Here is a 22,268-nt window from a genome sequence, read left to right as displayed (position 1 = left end):
ACGAAGCAGGTAAAAAGGATGACAGCTTCTAATTACCTCCGCGTTAGCTCATCACTGGCTGGCAAGTACCGCCAGTTCTTTTTCTACCCTTGTGGCCAGTTCCTGACAGAGGCGCTTCACTTCAGCACCATCCTCACCTTCAACCATAACCCTCACCACCGGCTCGGTACCCGATGGGCGCAGCAGTACACGCCCACGACTGCCCAGCTCGAACTCAGTGGCTGCTACAGCCTCCTGCACCGGCGCGACCTGACTCAGGTCAGGCCGACCCGGCATGGAAACATTGATCATGACTTGCGGCATTTTGTGCATACCGGCCTTTAATTCATGCAGAGACTGGCCGTGTTCCTGTATCGCTTTCAGAACCTGAAGCGCCGCAACCAGTCCATCGCCAGTAGTGGTCAGGTTGCCGCACACGATATGGCCCGAGCTTTCACCACCGAGGACCCAGCCATGCTGCTGCATCTGCTCGATCACGTAGCGATCACCGACCTTGGCTCTGACAAAAGGCACATCCAGCTGCGCGAGCGCCTGCTCCAGACCAAAATTCGACATCAGTGTGCCAACCACACCCCCACTCAAAGCCTGTTGCTGCAGCAGGCTCCGCGTGATAATAAACAGAATTTCATCACCATCAACCAGCTCACCGCGATGATCCACCAGCATCAGGCGGTCACCATCACCATCCAGTGCCACACCCAAGTCAGCCTCTTCGGCCATCACCACTTTTTGCAGCCGTGTCGTGTCGGTAGCACCACAGGCTTCATTGATATTGACCCCGTCAGGCGAAGACGCAATCTCAATCACCTCGGCACCAAGCTCCGCCAGCACTTTTGGTGCCACGTGATAGGTCGCGCCATTGGCACAATCGAGAATGATTTTGAGCCCCCTGAGATTCAGGTTGCCGCTGACAGTCCCTTTACAGAATTCTATGTAGCGCCCTGCCGCATCATCAACACGACGAACCTTGCCCAAGTCGACGGACGGCACTGTCGTCATGGACAGATCCATTTGTGCCTCAATCGCACGCTCAATGCTGTCCGGCAGTTTGGTGCCATCGCCGGAAAAGAACTTGATGCCGTTATCGGAATAGACATTGTGCGAGGCACTGATCACAATTCCGGCGTTTGCCCTGAAAGTTCGGGTGAGGTAGGCAATCGCAGGTGTAGGCATGGGACCGGTGAGCAGCACATCCACCCCCGCCGCTGACAACCCGGCCTCAAGTGCAGACTCGAACATGTAACCTGAAATACGCGTATCCTTCCCAATCAGGATTTTGCTTCGCCCTTCACGGGCAAAAACACAGCCCGCCGCCCAACCCAGTTTGAGAACAAAATCAGGCGTGATCGGGAACTGGCCTACCTCACCACGAATACCATCGGTTCCAAAATACTTCCTGCTCACCGGTCACACTCCTGCCGTTTCGTTAAGAACCGCTTCGGTCATTCGCACCACATCTACCGTAGGCGCCACATCATGAACGCGGATAATTTTTGCCCCCTTGCCAACCGCCAGTGCGACAGTAGCCAGACTGCCGTAGAGACGCTGATCCACCGGCCTGCCAAGTGCCTGCCCTACCATCGATTTACGGGAGGTCCCCACCAAAAGCGGTGCACCGAGCGCCTGCAGTCGCTGCATCCGATTCAACAGCTCAAGATTATGCTCAAGTGTCTTACCAAAACCAAATCCGGGGTCCAGCACTATCCGATCATCCGAGATGCCTGCCTCTCGACAACGCTGGAGCTGAAACTGTAAAAAATGCTCCACTTCCTCCGTCACATCACGATAATGTGGCCTCAGCTGCATGGTAGCCGGGCTGCTGCCCTGCATGTGCATGACGCAGAGTGCCAGATCAGACGCAACTGCCACCTCAAAAGCCCCCGGTCGCGAGAACGAACGCACATCATTGAGCAGATGCGCACCGGCACTTGCGGCAGCCTGCATCACTTCAGGCGCACTGGTATCGACTGAGAGCACCACATCCAACTCGCGTGACAGCCTCTCCACCACCGGTACGACTCTTTCCAGCTCTTCCTGAACCGGTACCGGTTCAGCGCCGGGACGAGTTGATTCACCCCCGATATCGATCAGGGTTGCGCCCTGATTTACCATCTGCGCAGCTTTCTGTAGCGCGCGTTCAACCGAGAGATGCTGTGCTTCATAGACGCTGCCACCATCCGAAAATGAGTCGGGTGTGACGTTAAGAATCCCCATCACCTGCGCCCGCGCCAGATCCAGCGTGCGACCGGCACATTTCAAAACCGCCATAGCTGTTAAATCCTGCAACTGAAACAAAAAAGGCCAGCGCGCACGCCAGCCTTTATATAATACCAGAGCCCCGACTTCAGCGATCATCCTCGCGGCGCGGCCTTTCCTGATCATCCTGATTCGGAGCCTGCGTGTCATCATCGACACCTGCATCCCCTGTGCCGACATCCGCCTCGTCGCTTGCCTCATCCAGCTGCGACTGCTCACGAGTCTTGCGCTCTTCCATATCACGCTCGGCCTGATCAGCTCGCTCCTGGGCCTCAACCCAGCCATCCGGCGGAGTTACCTCCTGCCGCGCCATCAACTGATCCAGCTGCACTGCACCGATGGTTTCGTACTTCATCAATGCCTGAGCCATGGCATCCAGAATATCGCGATTATCTTCAAGCGTCTTTTTCGCGCGGGCATAGCATTCATCGATGATCGTCTTCACTTCAGCATCGATGCGACGCTGAGTTTCTTCCGACATCGGTTTGGCACCCTGCCCCATGCCACGACCAAACGGATCATCATCTTCATCACCGTACAGCAGCGGGCCAAGATTTTCACTCAGACCCCAGCGAGTCACCATGTTACGTGCCAGAGAAGTGGCTTTCTGAATATCGTTGGAGGCACCGGTGGTCACACCCTCCTTGCCCAGCGTCATCTCCTCTGCCAGACGACCGCCATACAGCGAACAGATCTGGGAAATGATCCACTGCCGGCTGTGACTGTAACGATCCTCTTCCGGCAGGAACATGGTGACGCCCAGCGCACGTCCACGCGGAATGATCGACACTTTGTATACAGGATCGTGCTCCGGCATTACACGGCCAATAATGGCATGACCTGCCTCATGATAGGCCGTATTCAGGCGCTCCTTATAGGACATCACCATGGATTTGCGCTCAGCACCCATCATGATTTTGTCCTTAGCCTGCTCGAATTGCTCCATGCCGACCGTACGACGGTTGTTGCGCGCTGCAAACAACGCTGCCTCGTTGACCAGGTTGGCCAAGTCAGCACCAGAGAAGCCGGGCGTACCGCGCGCAATCAATTCAGGTTTAACGTCATCACCCAGCGGCACCTTGCGCATATGTACTTTCAAAATCTGTTCACGACCGCGGATATCCGGCAGACCTACATGCACCTGGCGGTCAAAACGGCCGGGGCGCAACAACGCAGGGTCAAGCACATCGGGGCGGTTAGTGGCTGCAATTACGATAATGCCTTCGGTACCCTCAAAGCCGTCCATCTCGACCAGCAACTGGTTCAACGTCTGCTCGCGCTCATCGTTGCCACCACCCATACCAACACCACGGTGACGACCTACGGCATCAATCTCATCGATGAATATGATGCAGGGGGCATGCTTTTTGGCCTGCTCGAACATGTCACGCACACGCGAGGCACCTACACCCACAAACATTTCCACAAAGTCAGAACCGGAAATACTGAAGAAAGGTACGCGCGCCTCACCTGCGATTGCCTTGGCCAACAGGGTTTTACCGGTACCAGGAGACCCTGCCATCAGCACACCGCGCGGGATATGCCCCCCCAGGCGCTGGAACTTGCCGGGATCACGCAGGTAATCGACAAGCTCTTTCACCTCTTCCTTAGCTTCCTCAACACCCGCCACATCATCAAACGTGGTCTTGACCTGATCTTCGCTCATCATGCGTGCCTTGGACTTGCCGAACGACATGGGCCCACCCTTGCCGCCACCGCCGCCCTGCATCTGGCGCATGAAAAACATGAATACGGCAATAATCACCAGGATCGGGAAAGAGGCGACCAACAACTGGGTCCAGATGCTCTGCCGCTCCGGCTGCTTGCCTTCGATCACCACATTATGTTGCAGCAGGTCATCGATAAGCTTGGGATCCTGTACAGCCGGCCGCACGGTCTCGAAACGCTCCCCATTACTGCGTTGCCCAATGATGGTATAGCCATCGATGGTGACCTTGGATACACGGTCAGCCTGAACCTCAGCAACAAAGTCTGAATAACTCAGCTTTCCGGCATCACTCTCGGCACTGAAATTGTTGAAGACTGTGAGCAGGACTGCTGCTATCACCAGCCACAACACCAGATTTTTTGCCATATCGTTCAATGGATCACCCTCTGTTCACTCAATTCTGTCGGCCATACTGATTGCCACTTTCAACCAATCGGTACCGCCCTGCAACCTGTTTATCGTTTTACGCGTGCAAACCCTGTTCCGAGCAGGCAGCAACATGAAATCCTATTAACTTCCTTCGATTCGCCAAATCGAAAAATGTTCCTTAGCGCCCTCTCGGCAACATCACCGTCAGGCGAGACCGAAGCGCTACTCAGGCCGGCATGACTCAGGTAAAATACCTCTTTATCTGATCAAACGGGATCCATCCCCGAATCAAGAGGCACCATATTCTAGTATGAGCTTGACGCCTGAGCAAAAGAAGCACTTCCGCACCCTGGGTCATAACCTGAACCCGATCGTTATGGTGGCCGGCAAGGGGCTGTCCGAAAACATTCAGCTTGAAGTGGATCGTGCCCTTGAAGACCACGAACTTATCAAGGTGAAGTTCTCCGTTGGAGATCGCGACATCAAGCGCCAACTGGTGCGCGAACTGTGCGATATCGTGGAAGCAGAACTGGTACAGCAGATCGGCAACATTGCCCTACTGTATCGACCTTCACGCGACCCCAACCCCAAACTGTCCAATTTACTGCGCTGAACCGCAGCCAAAAAAAACCGCCGACACCCGGCGGTTTTTTTATTTCAGCTGACTAGATATGCTCTACCGCTGCAATTTCATACTCGATCATGCTGGAAGGGGTCTGCACAGCTGCAATATCCCCCTCCATTTTACCCACCAGCGCTCGCGCGATGGGTGAGTTGACCGAAATCTTGCCATCCCTGATGCTGGCTTCGTCGTCACCTACAATCTGGTAACGCACTTCCTCTTCGGTTTCGATATTAATCAGCCCCACGGTGGTGCCGAAAATCACCTTACCTGTATGCGGAATGGCCGTAACATCAATCACCTGAGCCTGAGACAATTTGTACTCAAGCTCACGGATGCGACCTTCTATGAAGCCCTGCTGCTCGCGGGCGGCGTGGTACTCGGCATTTTCTTTCAGGTCGCCATGTTCACGCGCTTCAGCGATGGCCGCAATCACCGCGGGACGCTGGACCGACTTGAGGTCGGCCAGCTCTTCACGCAGTTTTTTTTCACCGGCAACCGTCATCGGAACCCGTTTCATTCTGCTACTCCTGCGTGCACGTCCTGCAGACGACGCACGGTTTTCTCTTCGCCATACTTCAGCGCTTCAGCGGTCGCTGCGGCCCCTGCCAGTGTTGTGGTATAGGGAACCTTGTGCTGCAGCGCCGAACGGCGAATTTCAGCGGAATCGGCAATCGCCTTGCGCCCCTCGGTCGTATTGATCACGTACACGACTTCGCCGTTCTTGATCATATCCACGATATTGGGACGACCTTCCGCCACCTTATTCACCCGCGCCACGGTCAGCCCCGCCTCTTCCAGAAGAGCAGCGGTACCCGCCGTTGCCACCAGGGAGAAGCCCAGTGCCGCCAGATCCTTGGCTACCGGCACGACTGCAGTCTTGTCCACGTCACGTACGGAAATGAACGCCTTGCCACTGGTTGATGGCATTTTCTCACCGGCACCAATCTGCGCTTTCATGAACGCTTCGCCGAAGGTGGCTCCGGTACCCATGACTTCACCGGTCGACTTCATCTCCGGGCCAAGGATCGGGTCCACGCCCGGGAACTTGTTGAACGGGAACACAGCTTCTTTCACGTTGAAGAACTTCGGTACGATCTCCTCGGTGAAACCCAGTTCCTGCAGGGTTCTGCCGGTCATCACCAGCGCCGCGATCTTGGCCAGCGATACTCCGATGCACTTGGAAACAAACGGTACGGTACGAGAAGCACGCGGATTCACCTCGATGACGTAAATTTCGCCATCCTGATAGGCCAACTGCACGTTCATCAGACCGACCACGCCCAGTTCCAGTGCCATCTTGCGGACCATCTCACGCATTTCGTCCTGCACATCGGCCGCCAGGCTGTACGGAGGCAGCGAACAAGCCGAGTCACCAGAGTGAACACCCGCCTGCTCGATATGCTGCATGATGGCACCGATGACGACGGTTTTGCCGTCGCTGACGGCATCGATATCGACCTCAACCGCGGCATTCAAGAAATGGTCCAGCAACACCGGAGCATCGTTGGAGACCTGCACCGCAGTGGTCATGTAGCGACGCAGCTCGTCCTCCTTGTAGACGATTTCCATGGCACGACCACCCAACACGTAGGAGGGACGCACCACCAGCGGGTAACCGATCTTGCCGGCGCCAACGATCGCCTCTTCCAGGCTACGCACGGTGGCGTTTTCCGGCTGTTTCAGACCCAGTCGCTTGAGCATCTGCTGGAACTGTTCACGGTCTTCGGCACGGTCGATCGCTTCCGGGCTGGTACCAATTATCGGTACACCGGCCTGCTCCAGCGCTACCGCCAGTTTCAGCGGCGTCTGACCACCGTACTGCACGATCACACCCTTGGGCTTCTCGACATGAACGATTTCAAGCACGTCTTCGAGGGTAATCGGCTCAAAGAACAGGCGATCGGAGGTATCATAGTCGGTGGAGACGGTTTCCGGGTTACAGTTGACCATAATGGTCTCATAACCGTCTTCACGCGCCGCCAGCGCTGCATGTACGCAGCAATAGTCAAACTCGATACCCTGGCCGATACGGTTCGGGCCACCACCGATCACCATGATCTTCTCACGGTCGGACGGGTTGGCTTCGCACTCTTCCTCATAGGTGGAGTACATGTAGGCGGTGTCGGTGGCAAACTCGGCGGCACAGGTATCCACGCGCTTGAACACCGGGCGTACACCCAGGCTTTGACGCTGCTTGCGGAACGACTTTTCACTCACACCCAACAGTTGCGCCAGGCGTGCATCGGAGAAGCCCTTGCGCTTGAGGCGGAAGATCTGACCCTTGTCCAGATCGCTCAGCGCGGTTTCGGACACGCGCTGCTCATCCTTGATGATGTCTTCGATCTGTACCAGGAACCAGGGATCCACGCCGCTCAGCTTGTAGATTTCATCCACGCTCATGCCGAGACGGAAAGCGTCACCGATGTACCAGATACGCTCAGCACCCGGCTGGGTCAGTTCACGCACGATATCGTCACGCGCGTCTTCGGCATTCAGATCCACGATCGGATCGAAGCCGGTAGCACCGACTTCAAGCCCGCGCAGGGCTTTCTGCAGTGACTCCTGCTGAGTACGGCCGATCGCCATCACCTCGCCCACGGACTTCATCTGAGTCGTCAGACGGCTGTTGGCCTGCGGGAACTTTTCAAAGGTGAAACGCGGAATCTTGGTGACAACATAATCGATGGACGGCTCGAACGATGCCGGGGTGCGGCCACCGGTAATATCATTCTGCAGCTCATCCAGGGTGTAACCTACCGCCAGCTTGGCCGCGATCTTGGCGATCGGGAAGCCGGTGGCCTTGGATGCCAGGGCGGAAGAGCGCGACACACGGGGGTTCATCTCGATCACAACGACACGGCCAGTTTCCGGGTCCACGCCGAACTGCACGTTGGAGCCACCGGTTTCGACACCGATCTCACGCAGTACCGCGATCGATGCGTTACGCATGATCTGGTACTCTTTGTCGGTCAGGGTCTGAGCCGGGGCCACGGTAATGGAGTCACCGGTATGCACGCCCATGGCGTCAAAGTTCTCGATCGAGCAGACGATGATGCAATTGTCGTTCTTGTCGCGAACAACCTCCATCTCGTACTCTTTCCAGCCGATCAGGGATTCGTCGATCAGCAGCTCTTTGGTCGGCGACAGATCCAGACCGCGCTCACAGATCTCGATGTACTCTTCGCGGTTGTAGGCGATACCGCCACCGGAGCCTCCCATGGTAAAGGAGGGACGGATGATGGCCGGGAAGCCGATGGAGTCCAGCACCTGCAACGCTTCTTCCATGCTGTGCGCGATGGCGGAGCGCGGGCACTCAAGGCCGATGTTCTTCATCGCCTTATCGAAACGCTCACGGTCTTCCGCCTTGTCGATGGCATCCTGGGTCGCACCGATCATCTCGACGCCGAATTCGGCCAGCACACCTTCGCGGTCCAGGTCCAGCGCACAGTTCAGTGCAGTCTGGCCGCCCATGGTCGGCAGCAGTGCATCCGGGCGCTCTTTTTCGATGATCTTGGCAACGGTCTTCCAGTTGATCGGCTCGATGTAGGTCGCATCCGCCATGGCCGGGTCGGTCATGATGGTCGCCGGGTTGGAGTTCACCAGAATGACACGGTAACCCTCTTCACGCAGCGCCTTGCACGCCTGGGCTCCGGAGTAGTCGAATTCGCAGGCCTGTCCGATCACGATCGGGCCCGCACCAAGGATGAGAATACTGTTTATGTCCGTACGTTTTGGCATCTGTCTTAACCGGTCGTCTCTGTTGCTGTCACTGACTTGTCAGGGCGGATTCAGGCCTGCTGGCGCGCTTGCATCTGCTCGATAAAACGATCGAACAGAGGCGCGACATCATGCGGGCCGGGACTGGCTTCAGGGTGCCCCTGGAAGCTGAACGCAGGCACGTCCGTGCGCTCGATCCCCTGCAGTGTACCGTCGAACAGGGATTTATGGGTTGCACGCAGATTGGCCGGCAGCGAGGCCTCGTCTACGGCAAAACCGTGGTTCTGGCTGGTGATCATCACACGGGCGCTGTCCAGATCCTGCACCGGGTGGTTGGCACCGTGGTGACCATGGTTCATTTTCAGCGTTTTGGCACCGGAGGCCAGCGCCAGCAGCTGATGCCCCAGGCAGATACCGAATACCGGCACGCCACTGCTCAGAATCTCGCCGATCGCCGTAATGGCGTAATCGCAGGGTTCAGGGTCGCCGGGGCCGTTGGACAGGAACACGCCATCCGGATTCAGCGCCAGCACCTCTGCAGCGGGAGTCTGGGCCGGAACAACGGTCAGGCGACAGCCACGCTCGACCAGCATCCGCAGGATGTTGAGTTTCACACCGAAGTCGTAGGCCACAACATGGAACGGCAGCTCGGCATCAGTTTTATCCTGATGGCCTTCGCCCAGCTTCCATGTAGTGGAGCTCCAGTCGTAACGCTCGGTCACGCTGACCTCTTTTGCCAGATCCATGCCCTTCAGACCCGGGAACGCACGTGCGGCTTCCAGGGCCTTATTTTCGTCCAGATTTTCACCGGCCATGACACAGCCGTTCTGCGAGCCCTTCTCACGCAGAATGCGGGTCAGGCGACGGGTATCGATATCGGCGATACCGACAATGTTATTGGCCTTAAGGTACTGGTCCAGCGACTGTTCCGAACGGAAGTTGCTCGCCACCAGCGGCAGATCACGGATCACCAGGCCGGCGGCCCATGTGCGATCGGATTCGGCATCTTCCGCGTTGGCACCGGTGTTTCCGATGTGTGGGTAGGTCAGGGTCACAATCTGGCGGCAGTAGGAAGGATCGGTCAGGATCTCCTGATATCCGGTCATGGAGGTGTTAAACACCACCTCACCACTGGACTCACCATCGGCGCCAATTGCTATTCCCCTGAAAATGCTGCCGTCTTCAAGGGCTAGAATGGCTGGTCGCGTCAATTGAACCTCCCCGCGCATGCGCTGCATAATCTGGACAGTTGGATAGGATACGTGCAAAAAAGCGAGGCAAAACACGATGTTTACCTCGCTTTCATATGTCTGGCTGTGTTCCGCCTGCATTCGTAGCAGGTTAAACGCCAGTATTCTAGACGATCAGCGCTCTGGAGTCCACGCGAAAAGCCCCTTAGAGGGCCTGTGTGGCGGGTCCGAATCACAACGAACAGGAGCAGACCTGCCCTGCCCCCCAATCGTGAGCCGACACTTTTGTGAATAAAAATCAGCAAGATACTTGACGCGTCAGTTACAGACTGGTTGAATAGGCGCCTCTTCTAGCCCAGATAGCTCAGTCGGTAGAGCAGGGGATTGAAAATCCCCGTGTCGGCGGTTCGATTCCGTCTCTGGGCACCAAATTCCGAAAGGCCTGCATGCAAATGCAGGCCTTTTTCGTTTACAGCCCTGCCTGCCGACCTATCAACTGCATGAATGCAGCCGTCGCTGCCGTATCCGGCCGCTGCCGATGGCGCAGAATATACAGTGGCCGACGGATACTGCGCTGCGGAACCAGCCTCACCAGCTCGCCACTTTGAAGCGAACGTCCCACCACCTGCAGCGATAGACAGCTTACACCCAAACCAGCCAGTACGGCGTGATGAATCGCCTCGGAGCTCCCCAGCTCCAGCCTGACACTGCTTGCCGTGAGTTCAGGGAACTCCCCCTCTACCACACTGCGCGTGCCCGAGCCTTTTTCTCGCATGATCCAGGGCATCTGCTCCAGCGTCACAGCGGCTTCAGTCCAACCGCCAGCGGCCGATGCCACCACAACCATCTCATCATCCTGCCAATGGGTCAGCTCCAGATCTGGATGCCGCGCCTGTCCTTCCACCAACCCAATATCCAGCTCACAACGCGCCACACGTCCTGCAATCACTTCGGTGTTAGCGACCTCAACTCGACGACAGGGTTGCTCAACACCACCCCGCCCCAATAATTGCGGCAGCATGTAGTTGCCGATAGTGGTACTGGCTCCGACTGCCAGCCGCCCCTGAGTACTGGAAAACAACTCATCCAGCTCACATGCCTGCGCCATCAGCAACTGTGCCCTTGGCTGCAGTCGTCGGCCCGCCTCATTCAGTACCAATCGCTTGCCGACACGGTCAAACAGCCGCACACCCAGGCGCTGCTCCAGCTCGGCCAGCGCATTACTGATGGCTGACTGTGACAGCGCCACCTGCGCCGCAGCTTGCGTAGTTGATCCCTTGGCAGCAATGGCCAGGAAAATTTCCAGCTGGCGAAGAGAGATCATCTTTTTTACCTATTTTTATGGTAGATATTATATAAATTACTCCTTTTACTAATACATTGCAGCTCTATAAGGTAGCCAGCCCAGCCAAGAGGTCTCGCTGCCATGTTTGTTACTCTGCTCAGTCGACATTATCTATTTACAGGCCTGGCACTGGCCTTTTTTCTAACATTGACCGCCCTGTCGCTGGTCCAAATGCCGCTGCCAATATTCCCCCTGCTGGGTCCACTGACACTGGCCATGTTACTGGGTATGGCAGCAGGCCACTGCAGCCGTTCGGATTTCACCCAGCAGGCCGAACGCGGCCTGCAATTTTCCCGTCACTACCTGCTGCGAGCTGGCATTATCCTCTATGGACTGCGCATCAGCCTGGATGACCTCAGCACTGCCGGTTGGGGGGCTCTGCTGATTGATGCAATTGTGGTCACGACCATCCTGCTCACGGCGGCCTGGGCCGGGGTGCGCTGGTTTCGACTCGACGTACCGACAGCCCTGCTGATCGGCGCCGGCAGCGCCATTTGTGGTGCTGCTGCCGTTCTGGCCACGGCGCCAGCCCTGCGCGCGCGCAACCAGGCCGTACCTGTCGCCATTGCAACGGTTGTATTGTTTGGGTCAGCGGCCATGCTGCTGTACCCCTGGCTGTTTACACAAACCTGGGTAATGACGCTGCTTGATGGTTCGGCACGGGACTTTGGCCGCCTTGTTGGGGCCACTACACATGAGGTCGCACAGGTTACCGCCATAGCCGCTACGTTACCTGCGGATGGCGCTCACACGGCTGTGGTTACCAAGCTGATGCGTGTGATGCTGCTGGTACCGGTTCTGCTGGTTCTGAGTCGTCTGTTTCAGCATCGGACAGAGAACAGCGAAACACCGAGCCTGACCATCCCCTGGTTTGCGCTGGTTTTCATGCTGCTGCCGCTGGTGAACAGTCTTGAGCTGATACCAGCCGCCATACTGACATGGCTCCACCAGCTGGACCAGCTGCTGCTGGGGATGGCGATGACCGCTCTGGGATTTGCAACCCGGATCAGTGCGATTCGGGCTGCCGGCTGGCGCCCACTGGCGCTGGGCGCTCTGCTGTTTGTGTTGCTGCTGACAGGGGGTGCCCTGCTGACGCTGTTGATCAGCTGAAGGCGCGGGCCGCTTCGATCCTGTTCTGTGCTCCCTGCAACTCACTCTGGGCACTTTCAGACCCCTCGGCGCAAAATTCAAGATCGGTCAGGCGACCGTTCTTAAGGCTGTAAATCCAGCCATGCACACTCAGCTCCTGACCACGATTCCATGCATCCTGCACCACAGTAGTGTTACAGACGTTATAGGCCTGCTCAATCACGTTCAGCTCGCACAACTGATCGATCTGCTGCGGCGTATCCTTCCAGACACCGACCAGCGCACGGTGCTTGTAGTACACATCGCGAATATTGCGCAGCCAGTTGTCAATCAGACCATGTGGCCGCTGCTCCATCGCGGCGCGCACACCACCACAACCATAGTGCCCCACCACCATTACATGCTTCACCTTCAGTACCTCCACTGCGTACTGCAGCACAGACAGGCAATTCATGTCGGTATGCACCACGATATTGGAGACATTACGGTGAACAAACAGCTCGCCGGGCAACAGATCAACGATCTCGTTGGCCGGAACACGACTGTCGGAGCAGCCGATCCAGAGGTACTCGGGCGCTTGCTGACTGGCCAGCGTGGGAAAGAACTGAGGGTCCTGCTCCCGGATGCGATCAGACCAGTTGCGGTTATTGGTAAAAAGCGTCGACAGTTTCTTCATGTTTTTTCAATCCGCAGATACAACACAGGCAACGGTGTATCACACCGCTGCCTGTCAGACTCGCACAACAGGGAGGTGGGTTAGCGGTGATACTGGGCACTCAACTCGTGCACCGCATCCACAAACACCTTGGCACTTTCCGGATCAACAAACTGATGAATGCCGTGCCCCAGGTTGAACACATGACCATTGCCAGAACCAAAGCGCTGCAAAATATCCGCCACCTCGGCGCGAATACGATCAGCCGGCGCATACAGCACGCTTGGGTCCATATTGCCCTGCAGCGCAATACGGTCACCAACGCGGCGACGGGCATCATCGATATTGGTGGTCCAATCCAGGCCCAAAGCATCGGCACCTGCTTCGGCCATCACTTCAAGCCACTGCCCGCCATTTTTGGTGAATAGAATCACCGGCACACGACGGCCTTCGTGTTCACGAATCAGGCCATCAACGATCTGCTTCATGTATTTGAGCGAAAATTCCTGATACATGGGGCCGCTGAGCACACCACCCCAGGTATCGAAGATCTGTACCGCCTGAGCGCCACTGCGGATCTGCTCATTCAAGTAGGTAGTTACCGACTGCGCCAGCTTGTCCAGCAGCGCATGCATCACCTCGGGCGTGGCATACATCATCTGCTTGATATGGCGGAAATCCTTGCTGGAACCGCCCTCAACCATGTAAGTCGCCAGCGTCCAGGGGCTGCCGGAAAAACCGATCAGCGGTACACGACCGGACAGAGCGCCACGAATCTCTTTCACGGCTGCCATGACGTAGTCCAGATCGGTGGCGGCATCGGGGATCGGCAGCTCGGCCACATCCTTCTCGGTTCGGATGATCTTCTTGAAACGCGGGCCTTCACCCTGCTCAAAGTAGAGCCCCAGACCCATGGCATCGGGGATAGTGAGGATATCGGAAAACAGGATGGCCGCATCCAGATCGTAACGCTCCAACGGCTGCAGTGTCACTTCACAGGCCAGCTCACGATTTTTGCACAGACTCAGAAAGTCTCCGGCCTGCGCCCGGGTGGCACGGTATTCCGGCAGATATCGCCCTGCCTGTCGCATCATCCAGACCGGTGTCACATCGACCGGCTCACGCAGCAGCGCCCGCAGGAAGCGATCATTTTTCAGTTCAGCCATCGCGCTCTCAATCCTGTTCGCAGTTAATTCAAGGGGCCTATTGTAACCGTTAAAAGGCACAAATGCGCATGGACCTGATCACATCCATCCAATTGCACCGGACAATAACTGGTCTATGGTTAACCCATACTCCATTGACCACGGCAATGACGGCACTCACATGAACCGATCGACACAACTGATCAGCCTGCCCAGTTCGGCAGACCAACACGACCATCATTACCACCAACTGGTTTTTGGGCTTGAAGGCGAAACGGAATTTGAGCTGGTAGGCCACAGCCGAGAAGTCAGCATCGGCCATGGCTGCCTGGTTCCCTGCTCGACCGAGCATATTTTCAGCGGACTGGGCGACAACCGCATTCTGGTCGTCAATCTGCCGGCATACAGTGAAGACCGTCAGCAGCAGGAGCGTGTCGAGCAGCTGTTCCGCAGTGCACGCTACTTCAACTGCCCACCGCAATTGCAGTTGCTCTTGCGCACCCTCAGCCGCGAGGTAGAAAGCAGCCCCGAAGACTCGCTGCTGCTTGAAGCCTGCAGCAACACACTGCTGTGCTCATTGCAGCGTCAGCTGGAATACCTTCCTCTGCCACAGCCTCGCGGCATGGCGGGACGACTCAACCTTGAGCTGCTGGATGATTACCTTGAACTGCATATTGAAAGGCGCATCAGCGTAGCCGAATTGGCAGGCCTGTTTTGTCTCAGCAGCAGCCAGTTTTTTGCCCGCTTCAAAACTGAAACAGGTCGCACACCGCAGGAATACGTCAGCGAGTACAGGCTGCGAGCTGTGCGCAGCGCCCTGGAAAACTCCGCGGCACCCATTGCACAACTTGCAGGGCGTTTCGGGTTTTGCAGCCAGAGCGCGTTGACTCGCGCATTCAGCCAGCGCTTCCAGATTTCACCGGCGCATTATCGGCGCCAACACGGCCAGGCTCTGCCGGAGGATTTGGCAAAACAAGCATAGATTCAGACAAGACCTCTCCGCACAGCCTGTTATTAAATGCAGTTCGAGTGGGTAATCCTGCCCTCTTGAACGGCCGCGACTGACGATACGGCCTGCGTGTTGCAGCCCGCCATCAGCGGAGAAGAGTTGAGGAAAAGTCTATGTTCAAAGCGATTGATGCCCTGCATCCGGGATACATCGAGCAGCCATTGGAAACGCTCCAGGCGCAGATCTCCCCGCTTTATGCCATCGACGAGGGCCAATGGCTGCGTGAGCTGATGCCACTCGCCGAGCCGACCCGCGATCAGATCAGCAGCACCGAAGCCACCGCCACCCGCCTGATTGAGCAGGTGCGTGCCGATGATGGCGCCATCCATATGATCGATGCCCTGTTGCTGGAATACAGTCTGGACACCCGCGAAGGAATCCTGTTGATGTGTCTGGCTGAAGCACTGATGCGGGTACCTGACGCCGAGACAGCCGACGCCCTGATCCGCGACAAGCTCAGTGTCGCCGACTGGAAAAGCCACCTTAAGCATTCGGACTCCGTACTGGTCAACGCTTCCACTTGGGGTCTGTTGCTGACCGGCAAGGTCGTAACGCTGGACGAACGCGAAGACGGCACACCGTCCGGTGTCATCAACCGTCTGGTCAATCGCCTCGGCGAGCCTCTGATCCGCAAGGTCATGCAACAGGCGATGAAGATCATGGGGCATCAGTTCGTACTCGGCCGCGATATCGATGAAGCCATGAAACGCGGCAGCGACTTTCGCCAAAAGGGCTACACCTATTCCTTCGACATGCTCGGCGAAGCGGCACTGACCCGAGCCGATGCAGCCAAATACCTGAACGATTACAGCAACGCCATCAATTTTGTCGGCAACTATCAGGACAAAAAAGCCAAGGGACCCAAGCCCAGCGTATCGATCAAACTGTCCGCCCTGCACCCTCGCTACGAGCCCGGCCAGGAAGAGCAGGTTATGCAGCAACTGTTCGAGACTGTGCTCAAGCTGATTCGTCAGGCACGGGCACTGGATGTCGCGATCACCATCGATGCCGAAGAGGCCGACCGACTTGAGCTGTCGCTGGAACTGTTCCAGAAGCTGTATCAACATCCTGACTGCCAGGGCTGGGGCGGCTTCGGACTGGTTGTGCAGGCTTACTCCAAGCGAGCGCTGCCGGTGCTCGTCTGGCTAGCCGCACTGGCGAAACAGCAAGGCGACCTGATACCGCTTCGCCTGGTCAAGGGCGCCTACTGGGACTCTGAAATCAAGCTGTGCCAGCAGAAAGGTCTTGACGGTTACCCGGTCTACACCCGCAAGGAGGCCACCGACGTATCCTATTTGGCCTGCGCGCGCTTTCTGCTCAGCAACCACGTCAAAGGCCTGATCTGGCCACAGTTTGCCAGCCACAATGCACACACCGTTGCGGCCATCATGACCGAAGCGCAGCACAATCAGTTCGAATTCCAGCGCTTGCATGGCATGGGTGATGCTCTGTATGACCGAGTACTGGAACAGGCTGGTGTTGCGGTACGCATCTACGCACCGGTTGGCAATCACAAAGACCTGCTGCCCTATCTGGTGCGTCGCCTGCTGGAAAACGGCGCCAACAGTTCATTCGTACACCGACTGGTTGATGCTCGCTGCCCTATCAGCGATCTGGTAGAGCACCCCTGGCAGACCCTGAACAAGCGTGATCCGCTGCATAACCCACGCATCCCGCTGCCACGTCACATCTACGGTGACAAGCGCCTGAACTCACGCGGCCCGAACATCGATATTGCCGCTGAATGGCAACCGTTCAGTGCCGACATTCAACGTTGGCTCAACCACCAGTGGCAGGGAGGGCCGATCATCAATGGCCAGCGCCTGACGACCGGCACCGAAATTCAGGTAAAAGCACCCTATGATCACCGCATCAGCGCCGGCCAGGTATACTTTGCCGACAGCACCTGCGTAGAACAGGCGATTGCCGCCGCACAGGACGGCGTTCAATCATGGCAACAAACCCCGGTGGGGGTCCGCACACAGGCATTGATGCGACTGGGAGATTTGCTGGAAGAGCATCTGGCTGAGCTGGTTGCCCTGTGCCATCAGGAAGCGGGCAAAACCATCCAGGACGGGATTGACGAAGTGCGTGAAGCGGTGGACTTCTGCCGCTATTACAGCCTGCAGGCCGACCAGCTCTTCAGCACCCCTCTTGAGCGCACCCTCGCCGACGGCAGCCACTGCCAAATGATCCGCAACGGCCGGGGTGTGTTTGTCTGTATCAGCCCCTGGAACTTCCCGCTGGCCATTTTCCTCGGCCAGATTACAGCTGCACTGGCTGCCGGCAACACGGTCATCGCCAAGCCCGCCGAACAGACCAGTCTGATCGCAAGCCGTGCCATCGAACTGATGCTTGAAGCCGGTATCCCCGGCAGCGCCATTCAACTGCTGCCCGGCGATGGCGCCACGGTCGGCGCCCCCCTGACAAGCGATCCTCGCATCGCCGGTGTCGCCTTTACCGGTTCCACCGAAACCGCTCGGCTGATCAATCGCGCTCTGGCCGGATGCAATGCCGAACCGGTCCCGCTGATTGCCGAGACCGGCGGCCAAAATGCCATGATCATTGACTCGACGTCACTGCCCGAACAGGTGGTGAAGGATGCCGTGCAGTCCGCTTTCGTATCGGCAGGTCAGCGCTGTTCGGCTCTGCGCGTACTCTGTGTACAGAGCGATATCGCCGATCGCATCATCGACCTGCTGCAGGGTGCCATGGCCGAGCTGAAAACCGGCAATCCCTGCTTGCACCGCACCGATGTCGGTCCTGTCATTGATGCCGAAGCGCAGCAGGGGTTGCTGAGCTATATCGATCAGATGCAGAGCCATGCCAAACTGCTGGCTCAGACGCCGCTGCACGCAGACGCGGATCAGGGCACCTTCGTACCGCCCACTGCTTTTGAGATCGACTCCATCGAACGACTGGGCCGCGAGCAATTCGGTCCGATCATGCACCTGGTACGCTATAAAGCCCGTGACCTGGACAGGCTGATCGATCAAATCAACCACTGCGGCTATGGTCTCACGCTCGGCATTCACAGTCGTAACGAAGGTACTGCAGCACATATCGAGTCGCGTGCACGCGTCGGCAATACCTACATCAACCGCAACCAGGTCGGCGCCACCGTCGGCGTACAACCGTTCGGCGGGCAAGGTCTGTCCGGTACGGGTCCAAAGGCCGGTGGCCCGCACTATCTGCTACGCTTTACTCAACTGGCTACGGCAGCCACGCCCAAGGCGGAGGAAGAATGATGCACACCACCGATACACTGGATATTCAGGCAACCGCCATCTGGGAAGCATGGAACCGCCGTGGCTTTGCCGACCGCTGCCAACTGCTGGGACCGATACTGGAACAGCTGCCGGCACATGCCGAAGCGGCTGCCACCGTACGCCTGGCTAAGCAATTACTGCAGGATGCCGCGGCTTTGGAGCCTGTTATCGCCCTGCCAGGACCGACCGGCGAATCCAATGAACTGTACCTCACCGGACGCGGTGTGGTGCTGGTCTTGGGTAACGAACATAGCACACACTCCCTGATCACTTGCCAACTGCTGGCAGCACTGGCCTGCGGTAACGCCGTGGCCCTGCACTGGCCCGAGCAGGCAGAGTGGTCAAGCGCCCTGGTGGATGCCTGCCACCAGTCCGGTGTGCCCAAAGGCGCATTGGTGCTCAGCGAAGCGACCTCTTCCAAGGATCTGCTGCAAACACCAGACCTGCGACTGGTGATCAGCAGCGGAACGCCCGAGCAAATCATTGCACTCAACCGCACCTTGGCTGCTCAAGATGGTGTACTGATTCAACTGGTGGCCGAAACCGATACCACCAACTGCCCCCAGCTCGTAAGTCCTGATTTCCTGTTACGGCTGGTCACGGAAAAAACCCGTACCATTAACACCACCGCTGTCGGCGGCAATGCAACCCTGCTTGAGCTGGGCAGCAGTGCCGTGTGACGTGTAATCCCCATGTGGTGCGTACTGCACCGAATGTGGGGCTCAATGACCACTCCCGGCTTCTCTGAACCACCGGCACGGGAGTGGCGCAAATAACAGAACCCCCATCCGGGGATTGCAGAGAGGCTTTTTGCATGATTGAAAGCAGCTATGCCGTTTACGGCACCTTTATCGTTTATCTCATCCTGATGCTGGGCATAGGCCTTTACGCCTATCGTCGCACGGCAAGTTCATCCGACTACTTCCTCGGTGGGCGCTCTCTCGGGCCTTGGCCGGCGGCACTGTCTGCCGGCGCTTCCGACATGAGTGGCTGGCTGCTGCTGGGGCTTCCCGGCTATGCCTTCACCTCAGGACTTGAATCACTTTGGCTTGCCGGCGGCCTGCTGTTGGGTACCTGGGCCAACTGGCGCTTTACAGCTCAACGCCTGCGCACCTACAGCATCGAAGCGGGTGACGCCCTGACGTTGCCCGAGTACTTTGCCAACCGTTTCTGTGACAACACTCGCTTGATCCAGATTATATCCGCCTTTTTTGTACTGCTGTTTTTCCTGTTCTATACCAGCTCCGGCCTGGTCGCCGGCGGCAAACTGTTCGAGACCGTATTTGGGCTTGAATACAGCACGGCACTGATCGTAGGCACCATCTGTATCGTCTCCTACACTCTGTTCGGCGGCTTCCTGGCGGTATCCTGGACCGATTTGGTTCAAGGTTTGCTGATGGCTGCAGCCCTTATGATCGTTCCCATCGCGGTAATTCAGGCTGACGGTGGCTTTGGCGCCATGTGGAGTTCCGTTGAGGCACGCAATCCTGAGCTGTTAACCCTGTTCAACGGGACCGACGGAGAAGCCCTTGGCTTCATTGCGATCATCTCTCTGGCTGCCTGGGGTCTGGGCTATTTTGGTCAGCCCCACATCCTTGCCCGTTTCGCTGCCTGTCGCAGCAACAGGGACATCAACACAGCGCGTCGCATCGCCGTGGGATGGACGGGGCTGTCGATGGCTGGGGCCATTCTGGTCGGCCTGGCAGGCATGGTCTATGTTGAAGCCGAGCTCGGCGGTGTACTGCAAGACGGCGAGACCATTTTCATGCTGCTGGTGAACGCCATCTTCCATCCGATCATCGCCGGTATTCTGCTGGCCGCCATTCTGGCCGCGATCATGAGTACCGCAGATTCCCAGCTGCTGGTTTCCTCCTCCGCACTGGCTGAAGACTTCTACAAGCAACTGCTGCGCAAGAACGCATCACAGAAAGAAATCGTCATGGTCGGCCGTCTTGCGGTAATCGGCCTGTCGTTTGTTGCCATGATGCTGGCGTTCGATCCAGACAGTACCGTACTGGGGCTGGTTTCCTATGCCTGGGCAGGCTTTGGTGCGGCGTTCGGCCCTGCACTGCTGATCAGCTTGTACTGGAAGAACATGACCCGTAACGGCGCACTGGCCGGTATCGTGATCGGTGCCGTAACCGTTGTTGTCTGGAAACAGCTCAGCGGCGGTCTGTTCGACATGTACGAAATTGTACCGGGCATTGTTTTTGCCACTGTTGGGATCTTTGTTGTATCGAAGCTGAGCAGCCAGCCTGACGAAGAGATCCAGGCCCAGCATCAGCGCATGCTGAAAAATCTGTAGGAAGGGCTAGAGATAAAGAGTCTAAACCCACTCCAGCACCCGGGGAACTGGTTGCCGGAGTGGGTAGACCGTAAACACCCGTGAGCGTGGATGTTGAGAAAAACCAGCCACCTGGCGGTGGCTGGAAGCCGAAGTGTATTACAACAGAATGTGAATTACACCCGCAAAAACATCTTCAAATAACCAAACAATGACACTTCCTGCCGCAATACCCATGGTATTGGCCAACATGTCCAGCCAACAGAAACCGCTACCCCAGTAGTGATCCCAGCACTCCTTTGCCAAACCGATCAACACAACCACAAGGGCCGCCCCCCATATTTGCAACACCAGAGCCGCTACAAGCATAAGGACAAGGCTGTAAAAGAAGTGTTGCCTCTTGTCATACTCCTGACTGTGCTTGATCAAGGCGCGGCAAAAGAAAACCAGCTGCGTCATTGATTCTCCTGCCTTTCACACATGTTTCGATAAAGCTGGAGATAACGTGATGCCATTTCTTGCGCAGTGAACATTCCCAGAAAACGAGCATATCCAGCAAAACCCATTTTCCTACAAAGCGACGGATCGTCATGCAAGCGACGCATCGCCTCCGCCAGCGCCAAACTATCTGCTGGTGGTACAATCAAGCCCGTCACATCGGCCTGATTGACATAACTGGTACCGGTTTCAATCTCACAAGTGATAAGTGGGAGTCGCATCATTTGAGCCTCAAGCAAGCTGATACCAAAAGCCTCAGAGCGAACATGAGAGGGAAATACGAATATTTGCGCTAATGATAGCAAAGCGACCTTTTCTTCCTCACTGACCTCAGTAATAAAGTGAATATTAGACGCTCCTGAAGCTTCATGCCGTAGTTGCGGCTCCATCTCACCCCGACCAGCAATGACAACCGGTATCCCGGTTTCTCGTGCCGCATTTATCAGATAGCTGAGCCCCTTGTAGTAACGAAGAGCCCCCAAGAACAGGCAAAAGCCTTCTCCAACCTGCTCCCTCAGTCGCGCCTGAACCTGTGGATAAACCGGTGGGTAAGTAAGAGGGTTCACACCCAGAGGAATCACATCGACCTGGCGGTCGAGCGTCTTCAACAGCATGCTGCTTTGCACATAGTTGGGAGAGGTTGCTACCACAGTGTCAACCGAACGCAAAAACTTGCGAGCCAAAGGCGTGTAAAGAAGATTGAAGAATCGCTGGCGCACCACATCGCTGTGGTATGTCACTACCGCAGGTGGCATTCTGCGACGAAGCCTTGCCGACAAATAGAGCAGGTCTTGAAGGGGGAATGGGTGGTGGAAATGTAGTATGTTCGCCCAATCAAGCAATTGCTTGAATTGGCGAAGATAGTTGACGCTGAAAGGCATGGAGGCAAGGGTGGTCATTTGGGGGCAAAAATAGACCTCTGCCCCGCAAGGCCACTGCTCCACACGTAGCTCACTTGCCTTCGTGCAAACCAGAACTCGATGCCTAACCCCCTGCACACTGGAGTAACGCGATATGTTTTGGATCACAACACCAACACCGCCAATATCCTCCGGCGGTGCGGACTTGTAGAGATGAAGAACGTTCAA

At 56.9% G+C, this 22,268-nt stretch carries 17 protein-coding genes and 1 tRNA gene; 7 read left to right on the top strand and 11 right to left on the bottom strand.

What is annotated here, in order from left to right; genetic code table 11:
- Positions 1-51 precede the first annotated feature (51 nt).
- From glmM to ftsH, 3 genes are all read right to left on the bottom strand, one after another.
- Positions 52-1,404 carry a phosphoglucosamine mutase gene (glmM, locus tag CFI10_RS02680; protein WP_206839083.1) on the bottom strand — a complete coding sequence of 451 codons (1,353 nt, stop codon included), beginning with the start codon at positions 1,402-1,404 and terminating at the stop codon, positions 52-54.
- 3 nt (positions 1,405-1,407) lie between these two features.
- On the bottom strand, positions 1,408-2,268 hold the full coding sequence (folP, locus tag CFI10_RS02675) for a dihydropteroate synthase (RefSeq protein ID WP_206839081.1): 861 nt from the start codon (positions 2,266-2,268) through the stop codon (positions 1,408-1,410).
- Between the two features lie 76 nt (positions 2,269-2,344).
- Positions 2,345-4,351 (bottom strand): ATP-dependent zinc metalloprotease FtsH, encoded by a 2,007-nt coding sequence (gene ftsH / locus CFI10_RS02670; protein ID WP_206839079.1) that lies wholly within the window; start codon positions 4,349-4,351, stop codon positions 2,345-2,347.
- Between the two features lie 313 nt (positions 4,352-4,664).
- Between ftsH and CFI10_RS02665 the strand changes: the two genes are divergently transcribed.
- Positions 4,665-4,967, top strand: a complete 303-nt coding sequence (locus CFI10_RS02665; RefSeq protein ID WP_091827663.1) for a YhbY family RNA-binding protein — start codon at positions 4,665-4,667, stop codon at positions 4,965-4,967.
- 52 nt (positions 4,968-5,019) lie between these two features.
- Here CFI10_RS02665 and greA read toward each other — a convergent pair whose 3' ends face one another.
- The 3 genes from greA to carA are packed head-to-tail and all read right to left on the bottom strand — an operon-like array spanning position 5,020 to position 9,907.
- A complete protein-coding gene (greA, locus tag CFI10_RS02660; protein WP_206839071.1) occupies positions 5,020-5,496 on the bottom strand; it encodes a transcription elongation factor GreA in 477 nt (158 codons plus the stop codon).
- The gene (gene carB, locus CFI10_RS02655; protein ID WP_206839069.1) at positions 5,493-8,717 is read right to left on the bottom strand and encodes a carbamoyl-phosphate synthase large subunit; all 3,225 of its coding nucleotides are present in this window, start codon (positions 8,715-8,717) and stop codon (positions 5,493-5,495) included. The genes greA and carB overlap by 4 nt, the downstream gene beginning before the upstream one ends.
- 50 nt (positions 8,718-8,767) lie before the next feature.
- The gene (carA, locus tag CFI10_RS02650; protein ID WP_206841860.1) at positions 8,768-9,907 is read right to left on the bottom strand and encodes a glutamine-hydrolyzing carbamoyl-phosphate synthase small subunit; all 1,140 of its coding nucleotides are present in this window, start codon (positions 9,905-9,907) and stop codon (positions 8,768-8,770) included.
- Between the two features lie 332 nt (positions 9,908-10,239).
- Between carA and CFI10_RS02645 the strand changes: the two genes are divergently transcribed.
- Positions 10,240-10,315: transfer RNA gene (locus tag CFI10_RS02645), tRNA-Phe, on the top strand.
- A 40-nt stretch (positions 10,316-10,355) separates the two neighbouring features.
- Here CFI10_RS02645 and CFI10_RS02640 read toward each other — a convergent pair.
- A complete protein-coding gene (locus CFI10_RS02640; protein WP_206839060.1) occupies positions 10,356-11,210 on the bottom strand; it encodes a LysR substrate-binding domain-containing protein in 855 nt (284 codons plus the stop codon).
- Positions 11,211-11,312: 102 nt separating this feature from the next.
- Between CFI10_RS02640 and CFI10_RS02635 the strand changes: the two genes are divergently transcribed.
- Positions 11,313-12,341 (top strand): YeiH family protein, encoded by a 1,029-nt coding sequence (locus CFI10_RS02635; RefSeq protein WP_206839052.1) that lies wholly within the window; start codon positions 11,313-11,315, stop codon positions 12,339-12,341.
- Here CFI10_RS02635 and can read toward each other — a convergent pair.
- Both can and hemE read right to left on the bottom strand, forming a co-directional pair.
- The gene (gene can / locus CFI10_RS02630; protein WP_206839051.1) at positions 12,334-12,996 is read right to left on the bottom strand and encodes a carbonate dehydratase; all 663 of its coding nucleotides are present in this window, start codon (positions 12,994-12,996) and stop codon (positions 12,334-12,336) included. The two genes, CFI10_RS02635 and can, sit on opposite strands and share 8 nt — an antisense overlap.
- Before the next feature lie 80 nt (positions 12,997-13,076).
- Positions 13,077-14,141 carry a uroporphyrinogen decarboxylase gene (gene hemE / locus CFI10_RS02625; protein WP_091827669.1) on the bottom strand — a complete coding sequence of 355 codons (1,065 nt, stop codon included), beginning with the start codon at positions 14,139-14,141 and terminating at the stop codon, positions 13,077-13,079.
- A gap of 115 nt (positions 14,142-14,256) precedes the next feature.
- Here hemE and CFI10_RS02620 point away from each other — a divergent pair, with 115 nt between their 5' ends.
- The 4 genes from CFI10_RS02620 to putP all read left to right on the top strand — a co-directional run bounded on the left by CFI10_RS02620 (position 14,257) and on the right by putP (position 20,703).
- Positions 14,257-15,102 (top strand): AraC family transcriptional regulator, encoded by an 846-nt coding sequence (locus CFI10_RS02620; RefSeq protein WP_206839049.1) that lies wholly within the window; start codon positions 14,257-14,259, stop codon positions 15,100-15,102.
- Between the two features lie 140 nt (positions 15,103-15,242).
- The gene (putA, locus tag CFI10_RS02615; protein WP_206839047.1) at positions 15,243-18,377 is read left to right on the top strand and encodes a bifunctional proline dehydrogenase/L-glutamate gamma-semialdehyde dehydrogenase PutA; all 3,135 of its coding nucleotides are present in this window, start codon (positions 15,243-15,245) and stop codon (positions 18,375-18,377) included.
- On the top strand, positions 18,374-19,078 hold the full coding sequence (locus tag CFI10_RS02610) for an aldehyde dehydrogenase family protein (protein ID WP_206839044.1): 705 nt from the start codon (positions 18,374-18,376) through the stop codon (positions 19,076-19,078). Before putA ends, CFI10_RS02610 begins: the two co-directional genes overlap by 4 nt.
- 134 nt (positions 19,079-19,212) lie before the next feature.
- A complete protein-coding gene (putP, locus tag CFI10_RS02605) occupies positions 19,213-20,703 on the top strand; it encodes a sodium/proline symporter PutP (RefSeq protein WP_206839042.1) in 1,491 nt (496 codons plus the stop codon).
- Between the two features lie 138 nt (positions 20,704-20,841).
- Here the strand turns inward: putP and CFI10_RS02600 are convergent, their stop codons facing one another.
- Together CFI10_RS02600 and CFI10_RS02595 are read right to left on the bottom strand one after the other, a co-directional pair.
- Entirely contained in the window at positions 20,842-21,141 is a 300-nt protein-coding gene (locus CFI10_RS02600; RefSeq protein ID WP_206839027.1) for a hypothetical protein, read from the bottom strand.
- Positions 21,138-22,268, bottom strand: coding sequence for a glycosyltransferase (locus CFI10_RS02595; protein ID WP_206839019.1), 1,131 nt, complete (start codon positions 22,266-22,268; stop codon positions 21,138-21,140). The genes CFI10_RS02600 and CFI10_RS02595 overlap by 4 nt, the downstream gene beginning before the upstream one ends.

This window comes from Marinobacterium iners (assembly GCF_017310015.1).
Lineage (GTDB): Bacteria > Pseudomonadota > Gammaproteobacteria > Pseudomonadales > Balneatricaceae > Marinobacterium > Marinobacterium iners.
Note: the sequence above shows the minus strand (reverse complement) of the source record. Positions and strands in the feature narration are given on the sequence as shown.

Bases quoted from the DNA above. Each gene is read 5' to 3' on its own strand.
- folP (WP_206839081.1), bottom strand. From the start codon at position 2,268: ATGGCGGTTTTGAAATGTGCCGGTCGCACGCTGGATCTGGCGCGGGCG.
- ftsH (WP_206839079.1), bottom strand. From the start codon at position 4,351: ATGGCAAAAAATCTGGTGTTGTGGCTGGTGATAGCAGCAGTCCTGCTC.
- CFI10_RS02665 (WP_091827663.1), top strand. From the start codon at position 4,665: ATGAGCTTGACGCCTGAGCAAAAGAAGCACTTCCGCACCCTGGGTCAT.
- greA (WP_206839071.1), bottom strand. From the start codon at position 5,496: ATGAAACGGGTTCCGATGACGGTTGCCGGTGAAAAAAAACTGCGTGAA.
- carB (WP_206839069.1), bottom strand. From the start codon at position 8,717: ATGCCAAAACGTACGGACATAAACAGTATTCTCATCCTTGGTGCGGGC.
- CFI10_RS02640 (WP_206839060.1), bottom strand. From the start codon at position 11,210: ATGATCTCTCTTCGCCAGCTGGAAATTTTCCTGGCCATTGCTGCCAAG.
- CFI10_RS02635 (WP_206839052.1), top strand. From the start codon at position 11,313: ATGTTTGTTACTCTGCTCAGTCGACATTATCTATTTACAGGCCTGGCA.
- can (WP_206839051.1), bottom strand. From the start codon at position 12,996: ATGAAGAAACTGTCGACGCTTTTTACCAATAACCGCAACTGGTCTGAT.
- hemE (WP_091827669.1), bottom strand. From the start codon at position 14,141: ATGGCTGAACTGAAAAATGATCGCTTCCTGCGGGCGCTGCTGCGTGAG.
- CFI10_RS02620 (WP_206839049.1), top strand. From the start codon at position 14,257: ATGGTTAACCCATACTCCATTGACCACGGCAATGACGGCACTCACATG.
- putA (WP_206839047.1), top strand. From the start codon at position 15,243: ATGTTCAAAGCGATTGATGCCCTGCATCCGGGATACATCGAGCAGCCA.
- CFI10_RS02610 (WP_206839044.1), top strand. From the start codon at position 18,374: ATGATGCACACCACCGATACACTGGATATTCAGGCAACCGCCATCTGG.
- putP (WP_206839042.1), top strand. From the start codon at position 19,213: ATGATTGAAAGCAGCTATGCCGTTTACGGCACCTTTATCGTTTATCTC.
- CFI10_RS02600 (WP_206839027.1), bottom strand. From the start codon at position 21,141: ATGACGCAGCTGGTTTTCTTTTGCCGCGCCTTGATCAAGCACAGTCAG.